Below are 20,522 nucleotides of genomic sequence, written 5' to 3'. Positions count from 1 at the left end.
CCATAATGGGTAGCATGTGGGTTTTCCCCGAAGTTTTTAGGGGCCGGTACGTGCGTTTGGAGACCTTGTCCCTTGCCCACCTCCCTAGCTTTCAGGCCCAGTTTGACCCCGAGGTCTACCGCTACATGAGCCATCGGGTGGAGGGGCCGAAGGACCTAGAGGCCCACCTCGAGGCCCTTCTTTCCGAGCCGGGCCGGGTGAACTGGGCGATCTTCTTGGGAGGGGAGCTGGCCGGGCGGATTTCGGTTATCGCTCCCGATCCCAAAAACCGCAAGCTTGAACTTGGAACCCTCATCTTTAAGCCCTTCTGGGGTAGCCCAGCCAACAAGGAGGCCAAGTATCTTCTCCTGGTCCATGCCTTTGAGGGGCTTTCTGCAGAAAGGGTGGAGTTCAAGGTAGACCCCTTGAACCTGCGAAGCCAAGGGGCCTTAGAGTCCTTGGGGGCGGTGCGGGAGGGGATTTTAAGGCGAAACCGCCTTTTGGCGGATGGCCGCTTCCGCGATGACGTCATCTATAGCCTCCTGCGGGAGGAGTGGCCCCGGGTAAGGGCTAGGTTGGAGGAGAAGCTCTATGGCGTTTTCCCAGGAGATACGGGAAGGGCTTAGCCTCCTGGTTCTTCTCCTCACCTACCTGGGCCTGGCCCTAGGGGGGCTTCCCGGATACCGCATGAACCGGGCGGGGGTGGCCCTGGTGGGGGCCAGCTTTTTGGTGCTCCTGGGGACCTTGGACCTCGAGGAGGCCTGGGAGGCCCTGGACGCCAAGACCCTCACCTTCCTCTTCGGCATCATGGTGCTTAATGCCCACCTGGGGTATGCCGGCTTCTTCGGCTTGGCGGCGGAGGGGCTTTTGCGATGGGCTAGGACGCCCTTTTCCCTCCTCCTTCTCCTCACCTTCGGAAGCGGCCTCCTTTCCGCCCTTTTCCTCAACGACACCATGGCCCTCCTCCTCACCCCCTTGGTCCTCTCCCTCACCCGGGGCCTGGGGCTCCATCCCGTTCCCTACCTCCTCGCCCTCATGGCGGCGGTGAACACGGGAAGCCTCTTGACCCCCACGGGAAACCCCCAGAACATCGTGGTGGCGAGCCTTTTTGGCATTCCCTACCTGGGGTTTGTCTCCGCCCTTTGGCCCGTGACCCTCTTGGGCCTCTTTCTTCAGGTGGCCCTGCTGGCCCTCCTCTACCCGGAGGTACGCTCGTTGGCACCCCTTCCCCCCATGCCCCCCTTGCGCTACCGGTTGCACCGCCCCCTTTTGACCAAGGGGCTTTGGGTGGCCTTGGGGCTTTTTCTGGCCTTTCTCCTGGGCTACCCCATGGCCCAAGGAGCCCTGGCGGCGGCGGGGCTGCTCCTCTTCACCCGCCGCCTTCGTTCGGAGCGGTACTTCCAAAGGGTGGACTGGGAGCTTTTGGTGATGTTTGCGGGCCTTTTTGTGGTCACCGAGGGGGTGCGGAGGCTGGGCTTGGTGGAGCACCTTCTGCCCTGGGCCGCTACCCCTTTGGGGCTTCTTCTGGGCGCTGCCCTTCTTTCCCTTTTGGTCTCCAATGTGCCGGCGGTGTTGCTCCTGGCCCCCTTGGTGCAAGACCCCGGGGATTGGCTTCTTCTGGCGGGGGGGAGCACCCTGGCGGGGAACCTGACCCTCTTGGCCAGCGTGGCCAACCTCATCGTGGCCGAGGGCGCGGGGAGGGAGGGGGTGAGGATTGGCCTTTGGGAGCACCTCCGCTTGGGCCTGCCCCTAACCCTTTTGACCTTGGGCCTGCTCTATGCCCTACTTTAGCCGGGCCTCGAGCCAGCCCCCGATGGCCAGCACCCGGCCATCCTCGGCGTAGGGGCCCACCACCTGAAGCCCCACCGGCATCCCCTCCACCCGGGCGAAGGGCAGGGTGAGGGTGGGCACCCCCAGGAGGCTAAAGGGCAGGGTGAGGGTGATGAAGGCCTCCCGGTGGCTCTTCCTCCCCGACTCCAGCTCCACCTCCTCCGTGCCCAAGGGAGGGGCGGGTAGGGGCTGGGTGGGAAGGAGGAGGGCATCCACCCCCCTCAGGGCCTTTACCAACTGCAGGCGCAAGGCCTCCCTTTCCGCCACCGCATCCCGGTAGTCCTTCTCCGTGAGGGAAAGCCCCGCCAAAAGGGCCTCCCGCACCTGAGGCGAAAAACCTTCCGGATGTTCCTTTAAGGCCTTTTCGTGGATGCGGGCGGCCTCGTAGCGCACCAGGCGGGTGTAGACCTCATAGACCCCGGGAAGGGGTAGGGACACCTCCCTCACCTCGGCCCTTAGGGAGGGCAGATCCTGCAAAAGGCTTTGGAACGCCCGGCGCACGCCCACCCCCAGACGGCCCTCCAGGAAGTCCAGGGGCACGCCGAAGGTGGGGTTTTGCGGGCCCTCTAAAGGAATGCTCTCCCCTGCCAGGATCTCCGTGAGGAAGTGGGCATCCCGTACCGTTTTGGCGATGGGCCCCGCATGGTCGGTGGAGCGGGATAGGGGCAGGGCCCCTTCCAGGCTCACCCGGCCGTAGGAGGGCTTGAAGCCCACCACCCCGTTGAAGGCAGCGGGGATGCGGATGGACCCCCCGGTGTCCGAGCCCAAGGAGGCCAGGCCGATCCCCAGGGCCACGGCCACGGCGCTCCCGCTGCTGCTTCCCCCGGCTTGGCGGCTGGGGTCTACGGCGTTGCGCACGGGGCCAGTCCAGGGGTTTTCCCCGGTGATACCCAGGGCGATTTCGTGCATGTTGGTCTTGGCGAAGAGGAGAGCCCCGGCCTCCCGCAGGCGCCTCACCGCCTGGGCCTCCTCGGGCAGGGGGGGCAGGGGGGCCCGGGTTCCGGCATGGGTGGGCATGCCCTTTACCGGGAAGAGGTCCTTCACCGTGAGGGGGATGCCGTGCAAGGGTCCCCGGACTTTTCCCCCCCTCAGCTCCTCGGTAAGCCGCTGGGCTTCCTCCTTGGCCCCTTCCGCGTCCAGGTAGGCTAGGGCGTTGCGGTCCTGGAAGGCCCGGGCCCTTTCCAGGGCCTCTTCCAAAAGGGCCAGAGGGGTGGTTTCGCCCCTTTCCAGAAGGGCTTTAGCCGTCAAGAGGTCCATGCCCCATTATAGGGGCCTCCTCTTGGGCCTTCGGTAGGGGTTTTTGCCCTGGCCAGGTGTAGCGCACCACCTCCCGGCCCTCCAGGGCCAAGGCCATGAGGGCCTCGGTATCTAGGTGGCGTTCCGCCTCGAGGACCACGGAAAGCTGGGCCCGGGTCACGGGGTGCTTGGGGGCGAAAAGGGTGCAGCACTCCTCGTCGGGGAGGATGGAGATGGGGTAGGTGCCGATGCGCTCCGCCTCGGCCTTGATCTCCACCTTGTCAAAACCGATCAGGGGGCGGAATACGGGAAGGGTGGCGGCCTGGTTTACAACATAGAGATTCTCCAGGGTTTGTGAGGCCACCTGGCCTAGGCTGTCCCCCGTGCAAAGGGCCAAGGCTCCTTCCTCTTGGGCGATGGCCTCGGCGATGCGGAGCATGTAGCGGCGGTAGAGGACCACCCGGTAGGCCTTGGGGGCCTTGACGATGATCTCCCTTTGCACCTCGCTAAAGGGAACCAGGTGCAAGCGGATGCGGTGCTGGAAGCGGGCCAGGCGCTTGGCGATGGCCTTGGCCTTTTCCCGGCTTTGCCCGGAGAGGAGAGGAAAAGGGTGGAAGTGCACCAGGACCACCTCGGCCCCCCGGCGCATGAGGCGGTAGGCGGCCACCGGGGAGTCAATCCCCCCAGAGAGCAAGGCCACCACCTTTCCCGAGACTCCAGGGGGAAGCCCCCCGGGCCCTGGGTGGCGCTCCACCTCCAGAAGGGCGGCATGGGGCAGGACGCGCACCACCAACTCCCGTTCCGCCCCCTTTAGCTGCACCTTGGCCCCCGTCTTCTCCTTCACGAAGGCGCCCAGGAGGCGCTCCATCTCCGGGGAGGTGAGGGGGAAGGTTTTGTCGGAGCGCTTGGAGGTGATGCGGAAGCTTAAAAAGCGCTCTCCTTCCAAAACCCTTTCCAAGGCGGCCTCGAGGGCCTTCAGGTCCGGAGGCGTGCGCAGGACCCGGGCGAAGCCTTCCACCCCCAGGGTGTCCTGTAGGCGTTCCTTAGTCTCGGGCCAGGCTTCCTCGGGCAGGTGAAAGAGAAGGGCCATGGGCCACGCTGCCTCCAGCCTGGCCCCCAGGCCCTTTAGGGCCTCCTTCACATGGGCCTTGGCCTTCTTGAGGAAATGGGGGCGGTTGCCCCCTTTTAGGGCCAGCTCGTGGAAAAGGTTGACCAGAAGCAGGGTTTCCATGGCTTATGGGCAAAGGCCTTTCACCGCCAGGTAGAGGCGGCTACACAAGGAGCCTTCTTGGGCGGCCTCCTTAAGGTCTTGAGGGGTGCCGAAACGGTAGGCCCGGTAGTAGGTCTTCCCGGGCTGGGGCTCGGGCAGGAGGGGCTCGGTTAGGAGCCTGGCCTCCACCACCCAAAGCCTTAGGGTGTAGGCCCTCCGCTCCTCCACCCCGAAGGCCACGGGCTGGAGAGCCTCCACGGGGGAGCCCAGCTTTTCCCAGCCCACCCTCAAGGCCCCTTCTTCCACGCTTTCCCCCTCCTTTAGGCTCACCGCTGGCAGGCCCCAGGCCCCGCCGAGCTCGGGGTCCTCCTCGGGGCGCTTCACCAGGAGGAGGCCCTTATGGGACCAGGCGGCCAGGGCCACGGCGTGCTTAAGGGGCTTAGGTACCTGCACCCAACCAGGGTAGCAAAACCGTAGCCCAAGCGGCAATCAGGCCAGGCGGAGGGGCTCCACCTCCACCGGGGTGGAGTGGAAGGTGCTGCCGCCCCCTAAGTCGGTGAGGGTTTCCGCGGTGAGGTGGTTGATGCCCTTGCCATCCGGGGCCCACTTTTCCCACCAGGTGCCCTCGAGGACCACCGTGCCCGGCATGGGGGCCTCCGTCACCTGGGCCTTGCGCACCACCCTCCCTTGGGGGGAGTGGATGTAGACCAGCATACCGTCGGTGATCCCCCGTTCCCTGGCGTCCTGCGGGTGGATGAGGAGCCTGGGCTCGCCGCCTTCCGCCTCCACCAGGGCCCGGAGATTCCCATAGGTGGTGTTGAGGAAGCGGTGGGCCGGGGGGGTGAGGAGGATAAGGGGGTAGCCAGGAAGGGCCTCCGTGGGGATGACCTCAGGGGGTGGGCTAAAGCGCACGGGGCCCTTCTGGAAGGGGAGGAAAGGCCTGGGAACCTTAAGCTTCACGAAGCCTTCCGCCCTTAGCCTTTCCAGGGTGAGGCCCTCCAGGTAAGGGTGGTCCGTGGCCAGGAGGCTTCTGGCCACTTCCTCCGCCGTCCAGTAGAGGGTGGGTTCCTCGAGGCCAAGCCGCTGGGCAAGTTCCCGGAAGACCCAGGTGTTGGGCCGGGCCTCCCCCTGAGGCTCGGCCAAGGGCTCATTCCAGGAGAGGTAGTAGTGGCCGTAGCTGGTGTAGAGGTCGGGGTGCTCGTAGAAGAAGGTGGCGGGCAGGAGGTAGTCCGCGTAAAGGGCGGTTTCCGTCTGGACCTGCTCCAGCACCACCGTGAAAAGGTCCTCCCGCAGGAGGCCCTCCTTAACCCCTGCCGTGTTGGGGGCCACCACCAGGGGATTGGAGTTAAAGACAAAAAGGGCCCGGATGGGAGGCATAAGCCGGGTTAAGGCGCTCGCCAGCTGGTTCATGTTGATCCGGCGCACCCTGGGGTTGGGCCGGAAGTAGCCCTTGTGGGGGCGATCTCCTTCTAGAAGGTGCCTGCCCCCGAGGAAGCGTTTGTTGAGGGCAAAGGCCCCGCTGGTGGAAAGCAACGCCCCGCACCCCGGGTAGCGCCAGGCCCCCAGGAGGGCGGGGAGGAGGATGACGGCCCTTAGGGCATTCCCCCCTCCGGGGTGCCGGGTCATGCCGTAGCCCACCCTTAGGAAAACCCGTTTGGCCTCCCCCATCTCCCGGGCCAGACGTTCTATGGTCTCCTTGGGCACCCCGGTAAGGGCCTCGGCCCTTTCTGGAGGCCAAGCCTCGGCCTCCCTTTGGAAGTCCTCCACCCCGGTGGCGGCCTCCCTTAGGTACTCCCAGTCCACCAACCCTTCCCGGAAGAGCACGTGGGCTAGGGCGTAGGCCAAGGCGGCGTCGGTGCCGGGGCGGAGCTTGAGGTGCTCATGGGCGAAGCGGCTGGTGTGGTTTGCGTAGGGGTCTAGGTGCACCACCTTGGCCCCTTGCCTTCGCGCCTCCTTGAGGAAGGGAGTGAGGTGGCTGTGGGTGGTGAGGCTGTTGATGCCCCATAGGAGGATGTAGCGGGCGTTGGGCACCTCCTCAGGGTCTGGGCCCAGCCTGGGGCCGTAGGTCATCTCCCAGGCGGCGCTTCCCGCGGCCGAGCAGATGGTTTCCTCTAGCTCGCTGGCCCCGATGGCCCGGAAAAAGGCCAAGGGGTGCTGGTTTTCTATGAGCCCCATGGTGCCCGCGTAGTGGTAGGGAAGAACGGCCTCGCCCCCGTAGGCGTCCAGGATGAGCCTCAGCCTTTCGGCAATCTCCTCCAGAGCCTCTTCCCAGGAGACCCGTTCAAAGCGGCCTTCCCCCTTCCTGCCCACCCGGCGCAAGGGGTAGAGGAGGCGCTCCCGTACCCTTTCGGGGTAGCGGTAGGTTTTGGCGCAGGCAAAGCCCTGGGTGATGGGGTGGCGGGGGTCGCCCTCCACCCGGGTGAGGCGGCCCCCTTCCAGAGTGAGGAGAAGGCTACAAGCATCCGGGCAGTCCAGGGGGCAGGTGGCGCGGGACTTCATGGGCCTATAGTAGCCCTAAGGCCTCGAGGAGGCCACACCGCTCCCCGTAAGGATCGGGGAGGAGGCCTGTGGGCTCGTCCAGCCGTAGGAGGTACCCTTCCCCATACTGGGGCCAGCGGGGCCAGCCTCGAGGCTCCCCTTCCCGGGCGAAGCTGGCCCAGTAGCGGCGCATGCGCTTCCCCAGAACCTCCGCCTTGTCCCGGGCCTCGGCGCTGAGGAAAAGGGGCAGAAAGGGCATCTCCTCCAGGTTTCCAAAGAGGGAGGCCAGTTCCAGGCCGTGGAAGGCCCCCAGGCCCTCAAAGCCGGGTACGCGGAAGGTGAAGAGGTAGGCGTAGGTGGGGGCAAAGGGGAGCTGGAGCCGGGCAGCCCTTAGGGAGGGGCAAAGGAGGAGGAGGTCCGTCTGGGCCTCCCCCCAGGCCCTTTGAGGATCGGCAAAGCGTTTCCGGTAGGCGGCGACTAGGGCTTCCTGGGCCTTTTGGGAAAGGCCTTGGGCAGCGAGCCTTTGGCCGAACTCCTCCCAGGACCTGGGCCCCAAAAGCCTGGCCAGGCCGGGGAAGCCAAGCTCCTCCCCGTTGGCCCCCACAAGGAAGGGGATGCCTCGAGCCCGACCCTTTCTTAGGGCCTCCGCGGGGCTTTCCGGAAGCAGGGGACCCAGGTGGGGCTTAAAGGGGGAAAGGGGAAAGCCCAGGGCCGAAGCGGTGATGTCGGGGGGCCCCGGGGGGGCTTCCCTGGGGAAAAGGTGCGTCAGGGGAGGGCTCCTCAGGCAGACCAGGTCGTCTGGTGGGCAGCCCAGGCGCTTGGCCCACCTTTGCCCAAAGGCGAGGTCCCCCTCCAAGGGGCGCACCTCTTGGCACCCTCCCGATTGGAGGATGGCCTTGTGGAATAGCCCTTGGGCCTCCGGGGTGGCCAGCAGGGCGCAGGCCAGCATGGCCCCCGCCGATTCCCCAAAGAGGGTGACGTTTTGCGGATCCCCGCCAAAGTAGGGGATGTAGCGCTGGACAAAGCGGAGGGCCTCTATCGCGTCTAAAAGCCCGTAGTTGCCCACGGCCTTGGGGTCTTCCTGGGCCAAGGCGGGGAGGGCCAAAAACCCCAAGGGCCCCAGGCGATAGTTCACCGAGACCACCACCACCCCTTCCTGGGCTAAGAGGTGCCCCCCATAAAGGGGCTCAGCGGCGCTTCCTGAGGTGAAGCCGCCCCCGTGCAGATAGGCCATCACCGGGAACCCCCCTGGGGGCGGGGGTCCAAAGGGCAGGAATAGGTTGAGAACCAGGCAGTCTTCCCGCTGTGGGGGGATGTACCCCCCCAGCCGGGCGGTGGTTCCTGGGGTCTGGGGACAGGCCACCTTCTCCCTCCCCACCCCTTTGGGCCAGGAGGCCACGGGCCTAGGGGCTTGGAAGCGGCTCGCCTCTGCATAGGGAAGTCCATAGAAAGCGATGGCTCCCTTTTCCACCTGGCCTTGGGCGGGGCCCAAGGGGGTCTGGACCACCACCTCCTGGGCTAGGGCGAGGCCCAGCGCCAGCGCGGATGCCATAAGGAGGGCAAGGGGGGGCATATATAAATCGTATCCAGAATATACCCGAGGGTGTCAACCCTGGGGGCGAGGCATAATGCCAAGGGATGGAGGGCCTCGAGGCGTCCTTCTGGTCCCTGGGCCTAAGGGTGGCCGGGATAGACGAGGCGGGCCGGGGAGCCTGGGCGGGGCCCATCGTGGTAGGGGCGGTGATCCTGCCGCCTGGCCGCTACCCCTTCCGGGATTCCAAGCTCCTAAGGCCCAAGGAACGCCAGCGCCTGGCGGAGGAGGTGAAGGGGGTGGCCCTGGCCTACGCCTTGGGGGTAGCGGAGGTGGCGGAGGTGGACCGACTGGGGGTCCTAAGGGCCACCCTCCTTGCGGCCCAAAGGGCCTTGGCCCTCCTGCACCCTCCTCCGGAGGCCCTGGTCACCGATTACCTCCAAGTGGCCACCTCCTTGCCCCTCCTGGCTCCTCCCAAGGCGGACCAGCATAGCCCCAGCGTGGCTGCGGCCAGCATCCTGGCCAAGGTGCACCGGGACCGGCTCATGGAGGAGCTAGACCGCCTTTACCCCGGTTATGGCTTTGCCCAGCACAAGGGATACGGCACCCCAGAGCACCGGGAAGCCCTTAGGACCTTGGGGCCCTCCCCTGTGCACCGCAGGCGCTTTTCCCCTGTGGCCCAGGCTCCCTTAAGGTTTTCTGAAGGGGAGTAGGTGCCCTTAGGGCTAAGCTGGAGGAGGAGGTGGGTATGCGGCTTTTGGGCCTTCTTTTGGTGGGGCTACTTTCTGCCTGCACCGTGACTCTGGAGGGCATAACGGTAAGCTACCGCTTGGACTTCACCCCGGCCATCCTGCGCTTTGAGCCGGACCGGGGGGCAGGGGCCACCTATTACGTGGGGGAGGAGGTGCGCTTCCTCCTCACCCTGGCTGAAGCCGGCTGGATAAGCCTGGTGGCCATAGATCCCGACGGGCGCACCTACGAGTTTGACCGCTTCTACCTGGGCCGGGGCACCCATGTCCTGCCCCCGGGGGCCTACCGCTACACGGTCACGCCGCCTCGAGGGTTCCAGCGGGTGCGGGCCATCTACACGGATACCCATCCCGGGAGCCTGCGCCTGGAAGGGGTATACAGCGACTGGGATGCCCGGCTTAGGGTCTACTTGGAGACCTCCGGGGCCCGCCGTTACCAGGTGGCGGAGACCTACTTTTACATCCGCTAGCCGCTGGACTGCAAGAAGTTGCGGAAGGGGCTTGCGCCTCCTACCCCCAGGTGGGGTATAATCCCCCCGGACCACTAAGGAGGTCAAGGATGAAGCGGCGTGACTTCTTGAAGAAAGCAGGTATCGGCGTAGCGGCCAGCGCGGCCTTTGGCCCAGTTTTTGCCCAGGCCCAGCCCACCATTAGGTGGCGGCTAGCCAGCAGCTTCCCCAAGAGCCTGGACACCATCTTCGGAGCGGCGGATGTGCTAGCAGAGAGGGTAAACGCCCTTACCGGTGGGCGCTTCCAGATCCGCACTTACCAAGCCGGCGAGATCGTGCCCGGGCTACAGGTGATGGATGCCGTGCAACAGGGTACGGTGGAAATGGGCCATACCGCCAGCTACTACTACGTGGGGAAGGCGGCGGTCTTTGCTTTTGACACCGCGGTACCCTTCGGCCTCACCGCAAGGCAGCAGAATGCCTGGATGTACTACGGGGGCGGTATTGAGCTTTTCCGCCCCATCTTCGCCGACTTCGGCATCATCCAGTTCCCCGGTGGCAACACCGGGGCCCAGATGGGGGGCTGGTTCCGCAAGGAGATCAAGAGCGTAGCGGACCTTAAGGGCCTTAAGATGCGTATCCCCGGTCCCGGCGGCCAGGTGATGAGCCGGCTTGGGGTGGTGCCCCAGGTGTTGGCGGGTGGGGACATCTACCCGGCCCTGGAGCGGGGCGTGGTGGATGCCGCCGAGTGGGTGGGCCCTTACGACGACGAGAAGCTGGGCTTTTACAAGGTGGCCAAGTACTACTACTACCCCGGTTGGCATGAGCCGGGGCCCATGCTTTCCTTCTACGTGAACCTGAAGGAGTGGCAGAAGCTGCCCAAGGAGTACCAGCAGGCCCTCGAGGTGGCCGCGGCCGAGGCCAACCTCGCCATGCTGGCCAAGTACGACCAGGTGAACCCCCCGGCCCTGCAACGCCTCATTAAGGCGGGGGTGCGCCTGCGCAAGTGGCCTGCCGATGTGATGAAGGCAGCCCAGAAAGCGGCTTTTGACTGGTACGAGGAGGAGGCGGCCAAGGACGCCACCTACCGCAAGGTCTACACCGCTTGGAAGAAGTTCCGCGAGGAGCAGTACCGCTGGTTTGGGGTGGCGGAGCTGGGCTATGCCAGCTTTGCCTTCCCGGCCCTCTGATTTCCTTTCCCTGGATTACCGCCCCGGGGGGAAGCCCCCGGGGTTTTCCTTTGCGGGATTGCTCCTTGCTTGGGCTTGACAGGTGGGGTAAACCAGGTTTAAAATCCGCCTGGAAAAGCTTCCATGGAGGTTTGTATGAGGCGTAGGGAGTTTCTCAAAAAGGCTGGGGTTGGGCTGGCTGCTAGCGCTCTTTGGGGGTCGGTTTTGGTGCGGGCCCAGACAGGTCCGGTCATCCGGGTGGCTGGGGACTCCACCGCGGTAGGCGAGGGTGGCCGCTGGATGAAGGAGATGGTGGAGGCCTGGGGTAAAAAAACGGGTACCCGCGTAGAGTATATTGACTCCCCTGCGGACACCAACGACCGCTTGGCCCTCTACCAGCAGTACTGGGCGGCCAAGAGCCCGGATGTGGACGTTTACATGATCGACGTCATCTGGCCGGGCATCGTTGCTCCCCATGCGGCCGACCTGAAGCAGTACTTCTCGGATAACGAGCTCAAGGAGTTCTTTCCCCGCATCGTCCAGAACAACACCATCCGCGGCAAACTCACCTCCATTCCCTTCTTTACTGATGCGGGCATCCTTTACTACCGCAAAGACCTTCTGGAAAAGTACGGCTTCAAGAACCCGCCCCGCACCTGGGTGGAGCTGGAGCAAATGTCTCAAAAGGTGATGGAGGGGGAGCGCCGTGCGGGTCGCCGGGACTTTTGGGGCTTTGTTTTCCAGGGCAAGGCTTATGAGGGCCTCACCTGCGACGCCTTAGAATGGATTTACTCCCACAAGGGTGGGCGCATTGTGGAACCCGATGGTACCATCAGCGTCAACAACGGCCGTGCAGCCCTAGCCCTGAACACCGTGCGCCGCTTTGTGGGGACCATCGCCCCCTCAGGGGTCACCAGCTATGCCGAGGAGGAGGCGAGGAACGTCTGGCAGCAGGGCAATAGCCTCTTCATGCGCAACTGGCCCTACGCCTACGCCCTGGGCCAGGCGGAGGGAAGCCCCATCCGCGGCAAGTTTGGGGTCACGGTGCTTCCCAAGGGCGGAGCCGATGCGCCCAACGCCGCCACCCTGGGTGGCTGGCAGCTCATGGTTTCCGCCTACAGCCGCTATCCCAAGGAGTCGGCCGATCTGGTGAGGTACTTGGCCTCCTACGAGGTGCAGAAGGATAACGCCGTGCGGCTTTCCCGCCTGCCCACTCGGATGGCCCTTTACACCGACCGGGACGTCCTGGCCAAGAACCCTTGGTTCCGCGACCTCCTTCCCGTCTTCCAGAATGCGGTTTCCCGGCCTTCTGATGTGGCGGGGGCCAAGTACAATCAAGTGTCCGAGGCTATCTGGACCGAGGTGCACGGCGTCCTTACCGGGAAGAAGACCGGGGAGGCGGCGGTGCGGGACCTCGAGGGCCGCTTGCGCCGCATTCTGCGCTAGCCTTCCTCCCATCCCCGGGGGGTGCTCCCCCCGGGGCTTATCCTCAAATCATGCTGACGCAACGGCAGGTACGCTTGGCCTGGTTATTGGTTCTCCCCACCCTTTTGGTGGTGGTGTTGGTGGCGGGGTACCCTTTGGCCCAGGTCTTTTACTGGTCCTTGTTCCGGGCCGATATCGCCTTTGTAGAGCCCCCGGAGTTTTTGGGGTTCAAGAACTACCTTTACCTTCTCCAGGACCCTGATTTCCGCCAAGCCCTATGGAACACGGTGAAGTTCACTGTGTTTTCTGTTAGCCTGGAAACTCTTTTGGGATTAGCTATTGCTTTGGTCATCCATTCCAACTTCAAGGGTCGGGGCTTGGTGCGTACCGCCATCCTTATTCCCTGGGCTATCCCCACGGTGGTTTCCGCCAAGATGTGGCAGTGGATGCTACACGATGTCTACGGGGTGATCAACATCCTGGGGGTGAAGCTGGGCATTCTGTCGCAAAAGGTGGCCTTTCTGGCCCGGCCCGAGCTGGTTCTGCCCGCCATCATCGCCGTGGATGTGTGGAAGACCACGCCCTTCATGGCCCTTCTCCTCCTGGCCGGCCTTCAGCTAATTCCCGAGGAGCTTTACGAGGCAGCTAGCATCGACGGGGCCACCCGTTGGCAGCAGTTCTGGACCATTACCCTCCCCCTTCTTACTCCCGCCTTGGTGGTAGCCCTCATCTTCCGTACCCTGGATGCCTTACGGGTGTTTGACGTGATCTTCGTTATGAGCGGCGTGAACCCGGCCACCCGTACCCTGGCCGTCTACAACCGCCAGACCTTGATAGATTTCCAGGACTTGGGGTATGGCTCGGCCATAAGCGTGGCGATTTTGGTCCTGATTTTCCTTTTTGTGGTGGCCTATATGCGGACCCTAGGTAGGGAGGCTCTGCGATGAGGACCTGGCTTCGCCTTGGAAATCGCCTGCTCTTTTACCTACTGGTGGTATTCGTGGTGGTGTATAGCGTCTTTCCCTTTTACTGGGCGGTGATCTCCAGCTTCAAGCCCTCCGACGCCCTTTTTGCCAGCGATCCCAACTTTTTGCCGCTGCCCTTCACCCTGGACCATTACAAGAACGTGTTTCTCCAGGCCAACTTTGGCCGCAACCTGCTGAACTCCGTGGTGGTCGCCGGCGGGGCCACCCTCCTTTCTCTGGTCCTTGGGGTGCTGGCTGCTTACGCTTTGGGTAGGTTGCCTTTCCCTCCCAGGAATGCTGTGCTCTACCTGGTTCTGGCTATGACCATGTTCCCCCAGATCTCGGTCTTGGGAGGGCTTTTCATGCTGCTCCGCCAAGCGGGCTTGTTCAACACCCATATGGGCCTTATCCTCAGCTACCTTCTTTTCACCCTCCCTTTTACCGTCTGGGTCCTGGTAGGTTACTTCAAAGGTTTACCCCGGGAGCTGGAGGAGGCGGCCTACGTGGACGGGGCCACCCCTTTGCAGACCTTGGTGCGCATCATGCTGCCCCTTACGGGTCCGGGTTTGGTGACCACGGGACTTCTGGCCTTCATCGCTGCCTGGAACGAATACCTTTTCGCCCTAACCTTCACCGTAGGGGATAAGGTGAAAACGGTCCCCCCAGCCATCGCCAGCTTTGGGGGGGCCACGCCCTTTGAGATCCCCTGGGGTTCCATCATGGCGGCCAGCGTGGTGGTGACCGTGCCCCTGGTGGTGCTGGTGCTGATCTTCCAGCAACGTATCGTGGCCGGATTAACCGCGGGCGCCGTCAAGGGCTGAGGGCTTACCCCAGGGTCTTGTGCACCAGGGCCATGGCGGCTTCCAGCACCACGTTCAGGTGTTCCTCCCCCTTAAAGCTTTCCGCATACACCTTGGCCACATCCTCGGTGCCGCTGGGGCGGGCGGCGAACCAGGCGTTCTCCGTCACCACCTTGAGGCCGCCTAGGGGCTCCCCGTTCCCGGCGGCCCGGGTGAGGATGGCCAGGATGGGCTCCCCGGCAAGCTCCCTCTCCTTCACGTCCTCGGGGGAGAGGCGAGCCAGCTTGGCCTTGGCCAAGGGGGAGATGGGAAGGTCCTTGCGGGTGTAGTAGGGCCGGCCCAGGCCTTCGGCCAGCTCCTCGTAGAGCTCATCGGGGGTCTTCCCCCGCTTGGCCAGGATCTCCGCCGCCAAGAGCCCCAGGAGAATCCCGTCCTTATCCGTGGAAAAGGGCCTGCCGTCAAAGCGCAAAAAGCTGGCTCCGGCGCTTTCCTCCCCGCCGAAGCCTAGCCAGCCTTGCAGGAGGCCTTCCACAAAGTATTTGAAGCCCACGGGGGTTTCGTAGACCTCCCGTCCTAAGGCCTTGGCCACCCGGTCCAAAAGGGCGCTGGTCACCGCGGTCTTGCCCACCTTGGCCCCTGGCCAGGTGCGGGTGGTGTAGAGGTGATGGACAGCGGCCGCCAGGTAGTGGTTGGGGTTCATAAGGCCCATCTTGGTGACGATCCCGTGGCGGTCGGCGTCGGGGTCGTTGCCGATGGCCAGGTCAAAGCGGTCTTTAAGGGCCAGGAGGCCGGCCATGGCGTAGGGGCTGGAGCAGTCCATGCGGATCTTGCCGTCGTGGTCGGGGGGCATGAAGCGGAAGGTGGGGTCCAGGGTGGGGTTCACCACCTCCAGGTTGAGATGGTAGGCCTCGGCAAGCCGTTCCCACACCCTAAGGCTTGCGCCCCCTAAAGGGTCCACCCCCAGGCGCAAGCCTGCCGCCTGGATGACCCCTAGGTCCACGGCCTCCCGCACCTTCTCCACGTAAAGACCAGTGTAGTCGTAAGGCTTGGCTTGCCGCAAAGCTTCCCGGAAGGGAAGGCGCTTGACCCCCTTTAGCCCTTCCGCGAGAAGGGCGTTGGCCCTCTCCTCTATGGCCTTGGTGATGCGGGTGTCGGCGGGGCCACCCGTGGGAGGGTTGTACTTGAGGCCGCCGTCCTCCGGGGGGTTGTGGCTGGGGGTGAGGAGGATGCCGTCCGCCTTGGCGGGGTGCTGGGCGTTGTGCTCCAGGATGGCCAAGGAGACCAGGGGGGTGGGGGTGTAGCCCTCCTCGAGGCGCACTTCCACTCCGTTGGCTACCAGTACGGAGAGGACCGTGGCCCAGGCGGGCTCGGAAAGGGCGTGGGTGTCCTTGGCCAGGAAGAGGGGCCCCGTGGCCCCAAAGGAGGCCCGGAGGTCGGCGATGGCCTGGGCCATGGCCAGCACGTGGGCCTCGGTGAAGGTGCCCTTGAGGCTGGTGCCCCGGTGGCCGCTGGTGCCGAAGGCCACCCGTTGCAGCGGGTCTGTGGGGTCGGGGCGTTCCTCGTAATAAAGGGTGAGGAGTTTGGGTATATCCATGGTCCCATCTTAAAAAAACGAGGAGGTCCGCATAATGGGGACCTCCTCGAGGGCCCACCTGCTTAGGGCTTGGCCGGAGCCTCCTCCGGGGTTTCTTTGGCAGGGGGGGTCTCAGGCTCTTGGGTCTTGGGGGTCAGTTCCGCCAGCACCTGGCTTAGGCGGTTTTCTATCTTGGCCGCTTTTCGCAGCTCCTGAACCAGGGCCTGAGCCTTTTGCTGGCGCTTGCTGAGGATGACCCTTTGCTTGGCTTCCTCCACCACTTCGTTGAAGGGCTTGAGCACCTCGGGCTTGCGGTTCTTGATGAGAAGCACCGCGAAGGTGCCATCTTCCAACTTCACCACCTCGCTTACTTCGCCTAAGGGTCCCTTGGGGAAGGTCTCCTTCACCTTGAAGACCAGGCGGTCCAAGACGGCGGGGAGCTGGTTGGGGTTCACGGTGCCGTACTCGGTGAGGCTGCCCTCCTGGGCCTTGGCCAGGGCCTGGAGGTCGCCACCCTTCAAGGCCGCCTCCCGGAAGGCCTTGGCCTTGGCCTCCGCCTTGAAGACCACCCCTATGACCTCCGCGCTGGCTGGGATGGTGAAGAGGGCGGGGTTTTCCGCGTAGAACCTACGGGCCTCCTCCTCGGTGGCGGTAAGGCCCCGGGTCTCGTAGAGGAGATAGGCCTGGGCGATCCCGTCCTTGTTTCCGATGAAGGGCTTGCCGCTTTTCTTGGCCGCCTCCACCAGAAGCTCTCGTTCAATGAGGCTTTCCAGGGTCTGGGGCAGGAAGAACTGGACCGCCAGCTCCCCCAGGCCTTGCTGGATGAGGGCCGCCGTCTGTTGATTGGAGAAGATGGGCTGGAGGACCTGGGCCAGGAGGATTTCCTGCTCATTGACCTTGGCTACGGGGGGGTTCTGGTAGCTATAGGGGCTATCCTCGGCAAAACGGACCTGGGCTTTTTTGCGCAGCTCTTCCAGGTAGGCCTCGAGGGCCCCGTTCCCCTTGGCCTCCTGGGCATCCTTCTCTACCCGGTCCTTGACCTCCTCGAGGGTGGGGGCCTTTGCCGGGAGGTACTCCTCCACCTGCACCAGGTAGTAGCGACCCCCGGCCTCTATGGGCCCCACCAGCCCGGGCCCCTTCAGGCCGAAAACCGCCTCCGCCACCTTTTCGGGGAAGACCACCTTGGTGACGGGTTTGGGCTCCCTTTCCCCCGGTGCTGCTCCCAGGGCCCCGCCTTGCTCGGCGCCCACCTTGGAGTGCTGCTTGGCCAAGGCGGCGAAGTCCTCCCCAGCCTTAGCCTTGGCCAGGAGCTCCGCTGCCAGCTTGGCATCGTCCACCACGATCTGCCGGGCCTTGACCCGGGGCTCGCCCTTATAGTCCTCTTGGTGCACCTCAAAGTAAAACCGCACCTCTTCCGGTGTGGCCTTGGCCGCCGAACGAACCTGCTCCAGCCGCTTTTGGATCTGGAGCTGGGTCTTGATCTCTCCCCGAAGCTGGGCATCGGTGTACCCCACCTGGTTCAGGAACTGCTCGTAGACCTTCTTGTCCTTCAGGCCAAACTGTTCCCGGATGCGGTCCACCTCTTTGCGCACCTCGGCGCTGCCCACCCGGATCCGGGCGGCGTCCTGCTTGAGGGCCTCGGTGAGGATGACCTGCTCCAGGAAGTGGGTGTCCACCAGGGTCTTAAGAAGCCCCTGGGGGTTCGCGGCGTAGAGGGGGTCATTCCCCTGGAGCCTTAGCAGGTCCAGCTCGTAAACCGCCTTCCCGTTCACCCACAGCACGGGTTTGCCCCGCGCCTGCTGCCCCGCTTGGGGGGTGAAAAGGAGGATGGCCCCCACGGCGAAGGCCAAGGCCAGAAGCCCAAAAAGGATGGTGATGGCTTTCTTGCTGATACCGAACACTTGACCGCCTCCTCCTTAGCGTGCTAGGATACTTCCCGCTGAGTGCGCCCGTAGCTCAGCTGGATAGAGCGTCGGCCTCCGGAGCCGAAGGTCAGAGGTTCGAGTCCTCTCGGGCGCGCCATTTTCTTTTTTCCCCCGCCAACCGGAAAGCCCACAAGCACGAAGGGATTGTAACACACTCCCCATGAGAAAGGGGTTTAGCATGGGAGGGTGCTGCCTCTTCTCCTGGCCTGGCTCCACACCGTCAACGACCTCTTCTCTAACTTCCTCACCCCCCTTTTGCCCAAGCTGATGGCCCACTTCGGCGTGGGCTTGGGCACGGTGGGGCTTTTGGTGTCGGTGTATTCCCTAACGGGTAGCCTTTTCCAGCCTTTGGCTGGCCTCATCGCCGACCGGTTGGACCGGAGGCTTCTGGCGGCCCTGGGACCGGTGCTGGTGGCCCTGGGTATGGGTTCTTTGGGCCTCTGGCCCCGGTTTGAGGCGCTCCTTTTGGTCCTGGGACTCTCCGGCTTGGGTTCGGCCCTTTTTCACGCCTCGGGGGCAAGCCTGGTGGGGGAGTTCGCCCCCAAGGAGCGGAGGGGGTTTTGGCTTTCCTTTTTTGGTTCGGCGGGGTACCTGGGCCTCTCCCTGGGGCCGGTGGTGGCCCTTTCTGCCGTGGGGGTCTGGGGGCTTAAGGGGCTTTTTTGGCTTACCCCTTTGGCCCTGCTTCCAGCCCTGTTGCTTTTGCGCCTCCCCCCCGTGCGGCGGCAAGGGAGGCCTGCAAGCCTCGAGGACTTCCTAAGGGTGTTTCGCGGGGACGTGGCCCGGCTATGGGGGATGGCCACCTTGCGGAGCCTGGTGTTCATGAGCTTTTCCACCACCTTGCCCTACTGGTTTACCCAGAGGAGCCTTTCCGATGCCTACATCGCCCTAAGCCTATCCACCTACAGTTTCTCCGCCACCTTGGGCGCCTTCCTGGGGGGCACCCTTTCTGACCGCCTGGGACGGAAGGCGGTGTTGGTGGGGACCTTGACCTTCGGGCTTCCCCTGTATCTGGGCCTTCTTTTCCTGCCCCCCGGAGGTGCGTCCTACCTGGTGCTTTTGGCCCTGACCGGGGCCTTGATGAACGCAGGCATTCCGGTGGCCGTGGCCTTGGCCCAGGAGCTGGAACCCGGCCAGACGGCCACGGTTTCAGGTCTTCTCATGGGCTTTACCTGGGGTTTTGCCGGGCTTTTCTACGCCCCCATAGGGCACCTGATAGAGGTGTTTGGCGTGATGCCGGTCCTCCTGGCCCTAGGGGTCTTGATCCTGCCCGCCTGGGCCTTGGCCCAAGGGGTAAGGGAGCCGGGCTTGGCTCAGGGCGGGGGGCGTTAAGATGGTCCCATGAGGATTCTTCTGGCCACGGACGGCTCGCCCCAGGCCCGGGGGGCGGAGGTGTTGGCGGAGTGGCTGTGCTACAAACTCCCTGCCAAGCTGGTGGCCCTTTACGTGCGGGATATCCGCCTGATGCGGGTGCTGGAGCTTTTGGACTTCGGGGCTCTTACCGTGCCCGTTCCTGCCCACCGGGAGGAGTTGGAGAAGGCCCTATCCGCTCACGGTGAGGCGGTGTTGGAGCGCATTCGCAAAAGCGCCGAGGAGGCAGGGCTTCAGGTGGAGGTCTTCCTGGAAACCGGGTTGCCTCACGAGGTGATCCTCCGTCACGCCCGGACGGCGGATCTTCTGGTGATGGGCCGGAGTGGGGAGGCCCATGGGGGTAGCTTCGTGGGGTTAGGAAGTACCGTGGATAGGGTTCTGAGAACCTCGCCCACCCCGGTTTTAGTGGCTCCCAGCGACTACGTGGAGATTGCGGGCGCCATCTTGGGTTATAACGCCTCGGAGAGTGCGGTGCGGGCTTTGCACACCTTGGCCAGTCTGGCCAAGCCCCTGGGACTTCCCGTGCGGGTGGTGAGCGTCCACGACGATCCTGTGCAGGCGGGGGCTTGGGCCCTCGAGGCCCAGTCCTACCTAGAAGACCAGGGGATACGGGTGGAATCCTTGGCCTTCTCCGGGGATCCCGCCGAGCATCTTTTGTCCTTGCAGGGGCCCACGGATCTCTTGGCCTTGGGAGCGCCGGTGCGCCGCCTGGTCCTGGGGAGCACCGCCGAACACGTGGTGCGACACGCGGTGGGGCCGGTACTCACCGTGCGCTAAGTTGCGTTGCGCTCTGGTATAATGAACCCCTAAAGGAAAGGGGGTTCTATGACCGTTCGTCAGGTCCTGTTGCGCAAGGGGGTAGGGGTCTATAGCGTCCACCCCCAGGCCACGGTGTTGGAGGCCCTCAGGAAGCTGGCCGAGCACGACATCGGGGCCCTTTTGGTCATGGAGGGGGAGAGGCTTCTTGGCGTCTTCTCCGAGCGGGACTATGCCCGGAAACTGGTCCTCCTGGGCCGGTTTTCCAAGGACACCCGGGTGGAGGAGGTCATGACCCCTGAGGTGGTCACCGTGACCCCCGAGACCTCCCTGGAGGAGGCCATGCGCCTGATGACCGAACACCGCATGCGGCACCTTCCGGTTCTGGAGGAAGGCAAGGTGGTGGGCGTGGTCTCCATTGGGGATGCGGTCAAGGCCATCATCACCGAGCAGGAGGTCCTGATTGAGGAGCTTTCTCGTTACGTGATGGAAAACCACTAATCGCGCAACAACCAGGTAAGGAAAAGGCTCACCAGGGATAGGATCAGGGCTCCAATCAGGGCCCCGGGGAATCCGTGCACCTCGAGGGCGGTGGCCTGGGCCACCAGGTAGAGCACCATCCCGTTGACCACCAAGGTGAAAAGCCCCAGGGTCAAGAGGTTTAAGGGTAGGGTTAGAGAAAAGGGGGCGTGGGGGGCTACAGTCCCCCGGTTTGCAAACCGGGGATAGGTGGACCCCCACGTCCTCCGGCGGTTCATTTGGGACAAGGACCCCAAAGCGATAGATGTACTACCATAGGAGGGAGGTACAGTGATCACAAAAGCCTTCAAATACCGCCTGTACCCGACCAAGCCCCAGAGAAAAGACCTGGAGCGTACTCTCCGCTTGTGTAGGCAACTTTACAACGCAGCCCTTCAGGAACGTAGAGAGGCCTATAGGAAGGCCCAAAAGACCATCGGGTTCTACGAGCAGAAGAGGTATCTGCCCGAGATACGGACCGAGCTGCCGGAGTACAAGGGCATTCACTCCCAGGTCCTACAGAACGTTATAGACCGTGTGGACAAAGCCTTCCAGGGCTT

At 64.0% G+C, this 20,522-nt stretch carries 19 protein-coding genes, 1 tRNA gene and 1 pseudogene; 13 read left to right on the top strand and 8 right to left on the bottom strand.

From position 1 onward, the window contains the following. The first annotated feature begins 14 nt into the window (after positions 1-14). Both L0D16_RS02970 and L0D16_RS02965 read left to right on the top strand, forming a co-directional pair. On the top strand, positions 15-605 hold the full coding sequence (locus tag L0D16_RS02970) for a GNAT family N-acetyltransferase (protein ID WP_243029946.1): 591 nt from the start codon (positions 15-17) through the stop codon (positions 603-605). Next, positions 571-1,770 carry an SLC13 family permease gene (locus L0D16_RS02965; protein ID WP_243029945.1) on the top strand — a complete coding sequence of 400 codons (1,200 nt, stop codon included), beginning with the start codon at positions 571-573 and terminating at the stop codon, positions 1,768-1,770. Before L0D16_RS02970 ends, L0D16_RS02965 begins: the two co-directional genes overlap by 35 nt. Here the strand turns inward: L0D16_RS02965 and L0D16_RS02960 are convergent. Genes L0D16_RS02960 through L0D16_RS02940 form a run of 5 tightly spaced genes read right to left on the bottom strand, consistent with a single transcriptional unit; the run spans position 1,762 to position 8,306 of the window. Further along, on the bottom strand, positions 1,762-3,066 hold the full coding sequence (locus L0D16_RS02960; RefSeq protein WP_243029943.1) for an amidase: 1,305 nt from the start codon (positions 3,064-3,066) through the stop codon (positions 1,762-1,764). The two genes, L0D16_RS02965 and L0D16_RS02960, sit on opposite strands and share 9 nt — an antisense overlap. Continuing rightward, complete coding sequence (gene thiI / locus L0D16_RS02955; protein WP_243029941.1) at positions 3,047-4,276, bottom strand: tRNA uracil 4-sulfurtransferase ThiI; 1,230 nt, start codon at positions 4,274-4,276, stop codon at positions 3,047-3,049. The genes L0D16_RS02960 and thiI overlap by 20 nt, the downstream gene beginning before the upstream one ends. A gap of 3 nt (positions 4,277-4,279) precedes the next feature. Further along, positions 4,280-4,708, bottom strand: coding sequence for an NUDIX hydrolase (locus L0D16_RS02950; protein WP_243029940.1), 429 nt, complete (start codon positions 4,706-4,708; stop codon positions 4,280-4,282). A 36-nt stretch (positions 4,709-4,744) separates the two neighbouring features. Continuing rightward, the gene (locus tag L0D16_RS02945; RefSeq protein WP_243029938.1) at positions 4,745-6,754 is read right to left on the bottom strand and encodes a molybdopterin oxidoreductase family protein; all 2,010 of its coding nucleotides are present in this window, start codon (positions 6,752-6,754) and stop codon (positions 4,745-4,747) included. Positions 6,755-6,758: 4 nt separating this feature from the next. Continuing rightward, positions 6,759-8,306, bottom strand: coding sequence for a carboxylesterase/lipase family protein (locus L0D16_RS02940; protein WP_243029936.1), 1,548 nt, complete (start codon positions 8,304-8,306; stop codon positions 6,759-6,761). A 65-nt stretch (positions 8,307-8,371) separates the two neighbouring features. On the opposite strand from L0D16_RS02940, the gene L0D16_RS02935 reads away from it, so the two are divergent. The 6 genes from L0D16_RS02935 to L0D16_RS02910 all read left to right on the top strand — a co-directional run bounded on the left by L0D16_RS02935 (position 8,372) and on the right by L0D16_RS02910 (position 13,842). Beyond that, complete coding sequence (locus tag L0D16_RS02935) at positions 8,372-8,977, top strand: ribonuclease HII (protein WP_243029934.1); 606 nt, start codon at positions 8,372-8,374, stop codon at positions 8,975-8,977. Between the two features lie 35 nt (positions 8,978-9,012). After that, positions 9,013-9,483: a DUF4384 domain-containing protein gene (locus L0D16_RS02930; protein WP_243029932.1), complete on the top strand. Its 471-nt coding sequence runs from the start codon at positions 9,013-9,015 to the stop codon at positions 9,481-9,483. A gap of 89 nt (positions 9,484-9,572) precedes the next feature. Then, on the top strand, positions 9,573-10,652 hold the full coding sequence (locus tag L0D16_RS02925; RefSeq protein WP_243029930.1) for a TRAP transporter substrate-binding protein: 1,080 nt from the start codon (positions 9,573-9,575) through the stop codon (positions 10,650-10,652). 135 nt (positions 10,653-10,787) lie between these two features. Then, positions 10,788-12,077: an ABC transporter substrate-binding protein gene (locus tag L0D16_RS02920; RefSeq protein WP_243029928.1), complete on the top strand. Its 1,290-nt coding sequence runs from the start codon at positions 10,788-10,790 to the stop codon at positions 12,075-12,077. 50 nt (positions 12,078-12,127) lie between these two features. Next, positions 12,128-13,003 carry a carbohydrate ABC transporter permease gene (locus L0D16_RS02915; RefSeq protein WP_243029926.1) on the top strand — a complete coding sequence of 292 codons (876 nt, stop codon included), beginning with the start codon at positions 12,128-12,130 and terminating at the stop codon, positions 13,001-13,003. Continuing rightward, positions 13,000-13,842 (top strand): carbohydrate ABC transporter permease, encoded by an 843-nt coding sequence (locus L0D16_RS02910; RefSeq protein ID WP_243029925.1) that lies wholly within the window; start codon positions 13,000-13,002, stop codon positions 13,840-13,842. Before L0D16_RS02915 ends, L0D16_RS02910 begins: the two co-directional genes overlap by 4 nt. Positions 13,843-13,846: 4 nt before the next feature. On the opposite strand, the gene L0D16_RS02905 is transcribed toward L0D16_RS02910, so the two are convergent. Both L0D16_RS02905 and L0D16_RS02900 read right to left on the bottom strand, forming a co-directional pair. Further along, positions 13,847-15,415, bottom strand: a complete 1,569-nt coding sequence (locus tag L0D16_RS02905) for a phosphoglucomutase (protein ID WP_243029924.1) — start codon at positions 15,413-15,415, stop codon at positions 13,847-13,849. 62 nt (positions 15,416-15,477) lie between these two features. Beyond that, entirely contained in the window at positions 15,478-17,295 is a 1,818-nt protein-coding gene (locus tag L0D16_RS02900; protein WP_243029923.1) for a peptidylprolyl isomerase, read from the bottom strand. Between the two features lie 44 nt (positions 17,296-17,339). Here L0D16_RS02900 and L0D16_RS02895 point away from each other — a divergent pair. The 4 genes from L0D16_RS02895 (at position 17,340) to L0D16_RS02880 (ending at position 19,944) form a co-directional block, all read left to right on the top strand. Then, a tRNA-Arg gene (locus tag L0D16_RS02895) sits at positions 17,340-17,416 on the top strand. Between the two features lie 89 nt (positions 17,417-17,505). After that, on the top strand, positions 17,506-18,648 hold the full coding sequence (locus L0D16_RS02890; RefSeq protein ID WP_243029922.1) for an MFS transporter: 1,143 nt from the start codon (positions 17,506-17,508) through the stop codon (positions 18,646-18,648). Between the two features lie 9 nt (positions 18,649-18,657). Next, entirely contained in the window at positions 18,658-19,464 is an 807-nt protein-coding gene (locus L0D16_RS02885) for a universal stress protein (RefSeq protein WP_243029920.1), read from the top strand. 48 nt (positions 19,465-19,512) lie between these two features. Continuing rightward, positions 19,513-19,944: a CBS domain-containing protein gene (locus L0D16_RS02880; protein WP_243029919.1), complete on the top strand. Its 432-nt coding sequence runs from the start codon at positions 19,513-19,515 to the stop codon at positions 19,942-19,944. Here L0D16_RS02880 and L0D16_RS02875 read toward each other — a convergent pair. Next, positions 19,941-20,120: pseudogene (locus tag L0D16_RS02875) on the bottom strand (phage holin family protein); the annotation flags it as partial. The gene L0D16_RS02880 and the pseudogene L0D16_RS02875 sit on opposite strands and share 4 nt — an antisense overlap. Before the next feature lie 136 nt (positions 20,121-20,256). On the opposite strand from L0D16_RS02875, the gene L0D16_RS02870 reads away from it, so the two are divergent. Then, on the top strand, positions 20,257-20,522 hold a 266-nt coding region (locus L0D16_RS02870), incomplete at its 3' end, for a helix-turn-helix domain-containing protein (RefSeq protein ID WP_341474612.1).

Origin of the sequence: Thermus altitudinis (genome assembly GCF_022760835.1) — a bacterium.
Classification (GTDB): Bacteria; Deinococcota; Deinococci; order Deinococcales; family Thermaceae; genus Thermus; species Thermus altitudinis.
The sequence above is the reverse complement of the archived record's forward strand: the minus strand, read 5'-3'. Positions and strand labels throughout refer to the sequence as shown.

What these genes read in the sequence shown, in the direction of transcription:
- L0D16_RS02970 (WP_243029946.1), top strand. Translation starts at nt 15, where the DNA reads ATGTGGGTTTTCCCCGAAGTTTTTAGGGGCCGGTACGTGCGTTTGGAG.
- L0D16_RS02965 (WP_243029945.1), top strand. Translation starts at nt 571, where the DNA reads ATGGCGTTTTCCCAGGAGATACGGGAAGGGCTTAGCCTCCTGGTTCTT.
- L0D16_RS02960 (WP_243029943.1), bottom strand. Translation starts at nt 3,066, where the DNA reads ATGGACCTCTTGACGGCTAAAGCCCTTCTGGAAAGGGGCGAAACCACC.
- thiI (WP_243029941.1), bottom strand. Translation starts at nt 4,276, where the DNA reads ATGGAAACCCTGCTTCTGGTCAACCTTTTCCACGAGCTGGCCCTAAAA.
- L0D16_RS02945 (WP_243029938.1), bottom strand. Translation starts at nt 6,754, where the DNA reads ATGAAGTCCCGCGCCACCTGCCCCCTGGACTGCCCGGATGCTTGTAGC.
- L0D16_RS02940 (WP_243029936.1), bottom strand. Translation starts at nt 8,306, where the DNA reads ATGCCCCCCCTTGCCCTCCTTATGGCATCCGCGCTGGCGCTGGGCCTC.
- L0D16_RS02935 (WP_243029934.1), top strand. Translation starts at nt 8,372, where the DNA reads ATGGAGGGCCTCGAGGCGTCCTTCTGGTCCCTGGGCCTAAGGGTGGCC.
- L0D16_RS02930 (WP_243029932.1), top strand. Translation starts at nt 9,013, where the DNA reads ATGCGGCTTTTGGGCCTTCTTTTGGTGGGGCTACTTTCTGCCTGCACC.
- L0D16_RS02925 (WP_243029930.1), top strand. Translation starts at nt 9,573, where the DNA reads ATGAAGCGGCGTGACTTCTTGAAGAAAGCAGGTATCGGCGTAGCGGCC.
- L0D16_RS02920 (WP_243029928.1), top strand. Translation starts at nt 10,788, where the DNA reads ATGAGGCGTAGGGAGTTTCTCAAAAAGGCTGGGGTTGGGCTGGCTGCT.
- L0D16_RS02915 (WP_243029926.1), top strand. Translation starts at nt 12,128, where the DNA reads ATGCTGACGCAACGGCAGGTACGCTTGGCCTGGTTATTGGTTCTCCCC.
- L0D16_RS02910 (WP_243029925.1), top strand. Translation starts at nt 13,000, where the DNA reads ATGAGGACCTGGCTTCGCCTTGGAAATCGCCTGCTCTTTTACCTACTG.
- L0D16_RS02905 (WP_243029924.1), bottom strand. Translation starts at nt 15,415, where the DNA reads ATGGATATACCCAAACTCCTCACCCTTTATTACGAGGAACGCCCCGAC.
- L0D16_RS02885 (WP_243029920.1), top strand. Translation starts at nt 18,658, where the DNA reads ATGAGGATTCTTCTGGCCACGGACGGCTCGCCCCAGGCCCGGGGGGCG.
- L0D16_RS02880 (WP_243029919.1), top strand. Translation starts at nt 19,513, where the DNA reads ATGACCGTTCGTCAGGTCCTGTTGCGCAAGGGGGTAGGGGTCTATAGC.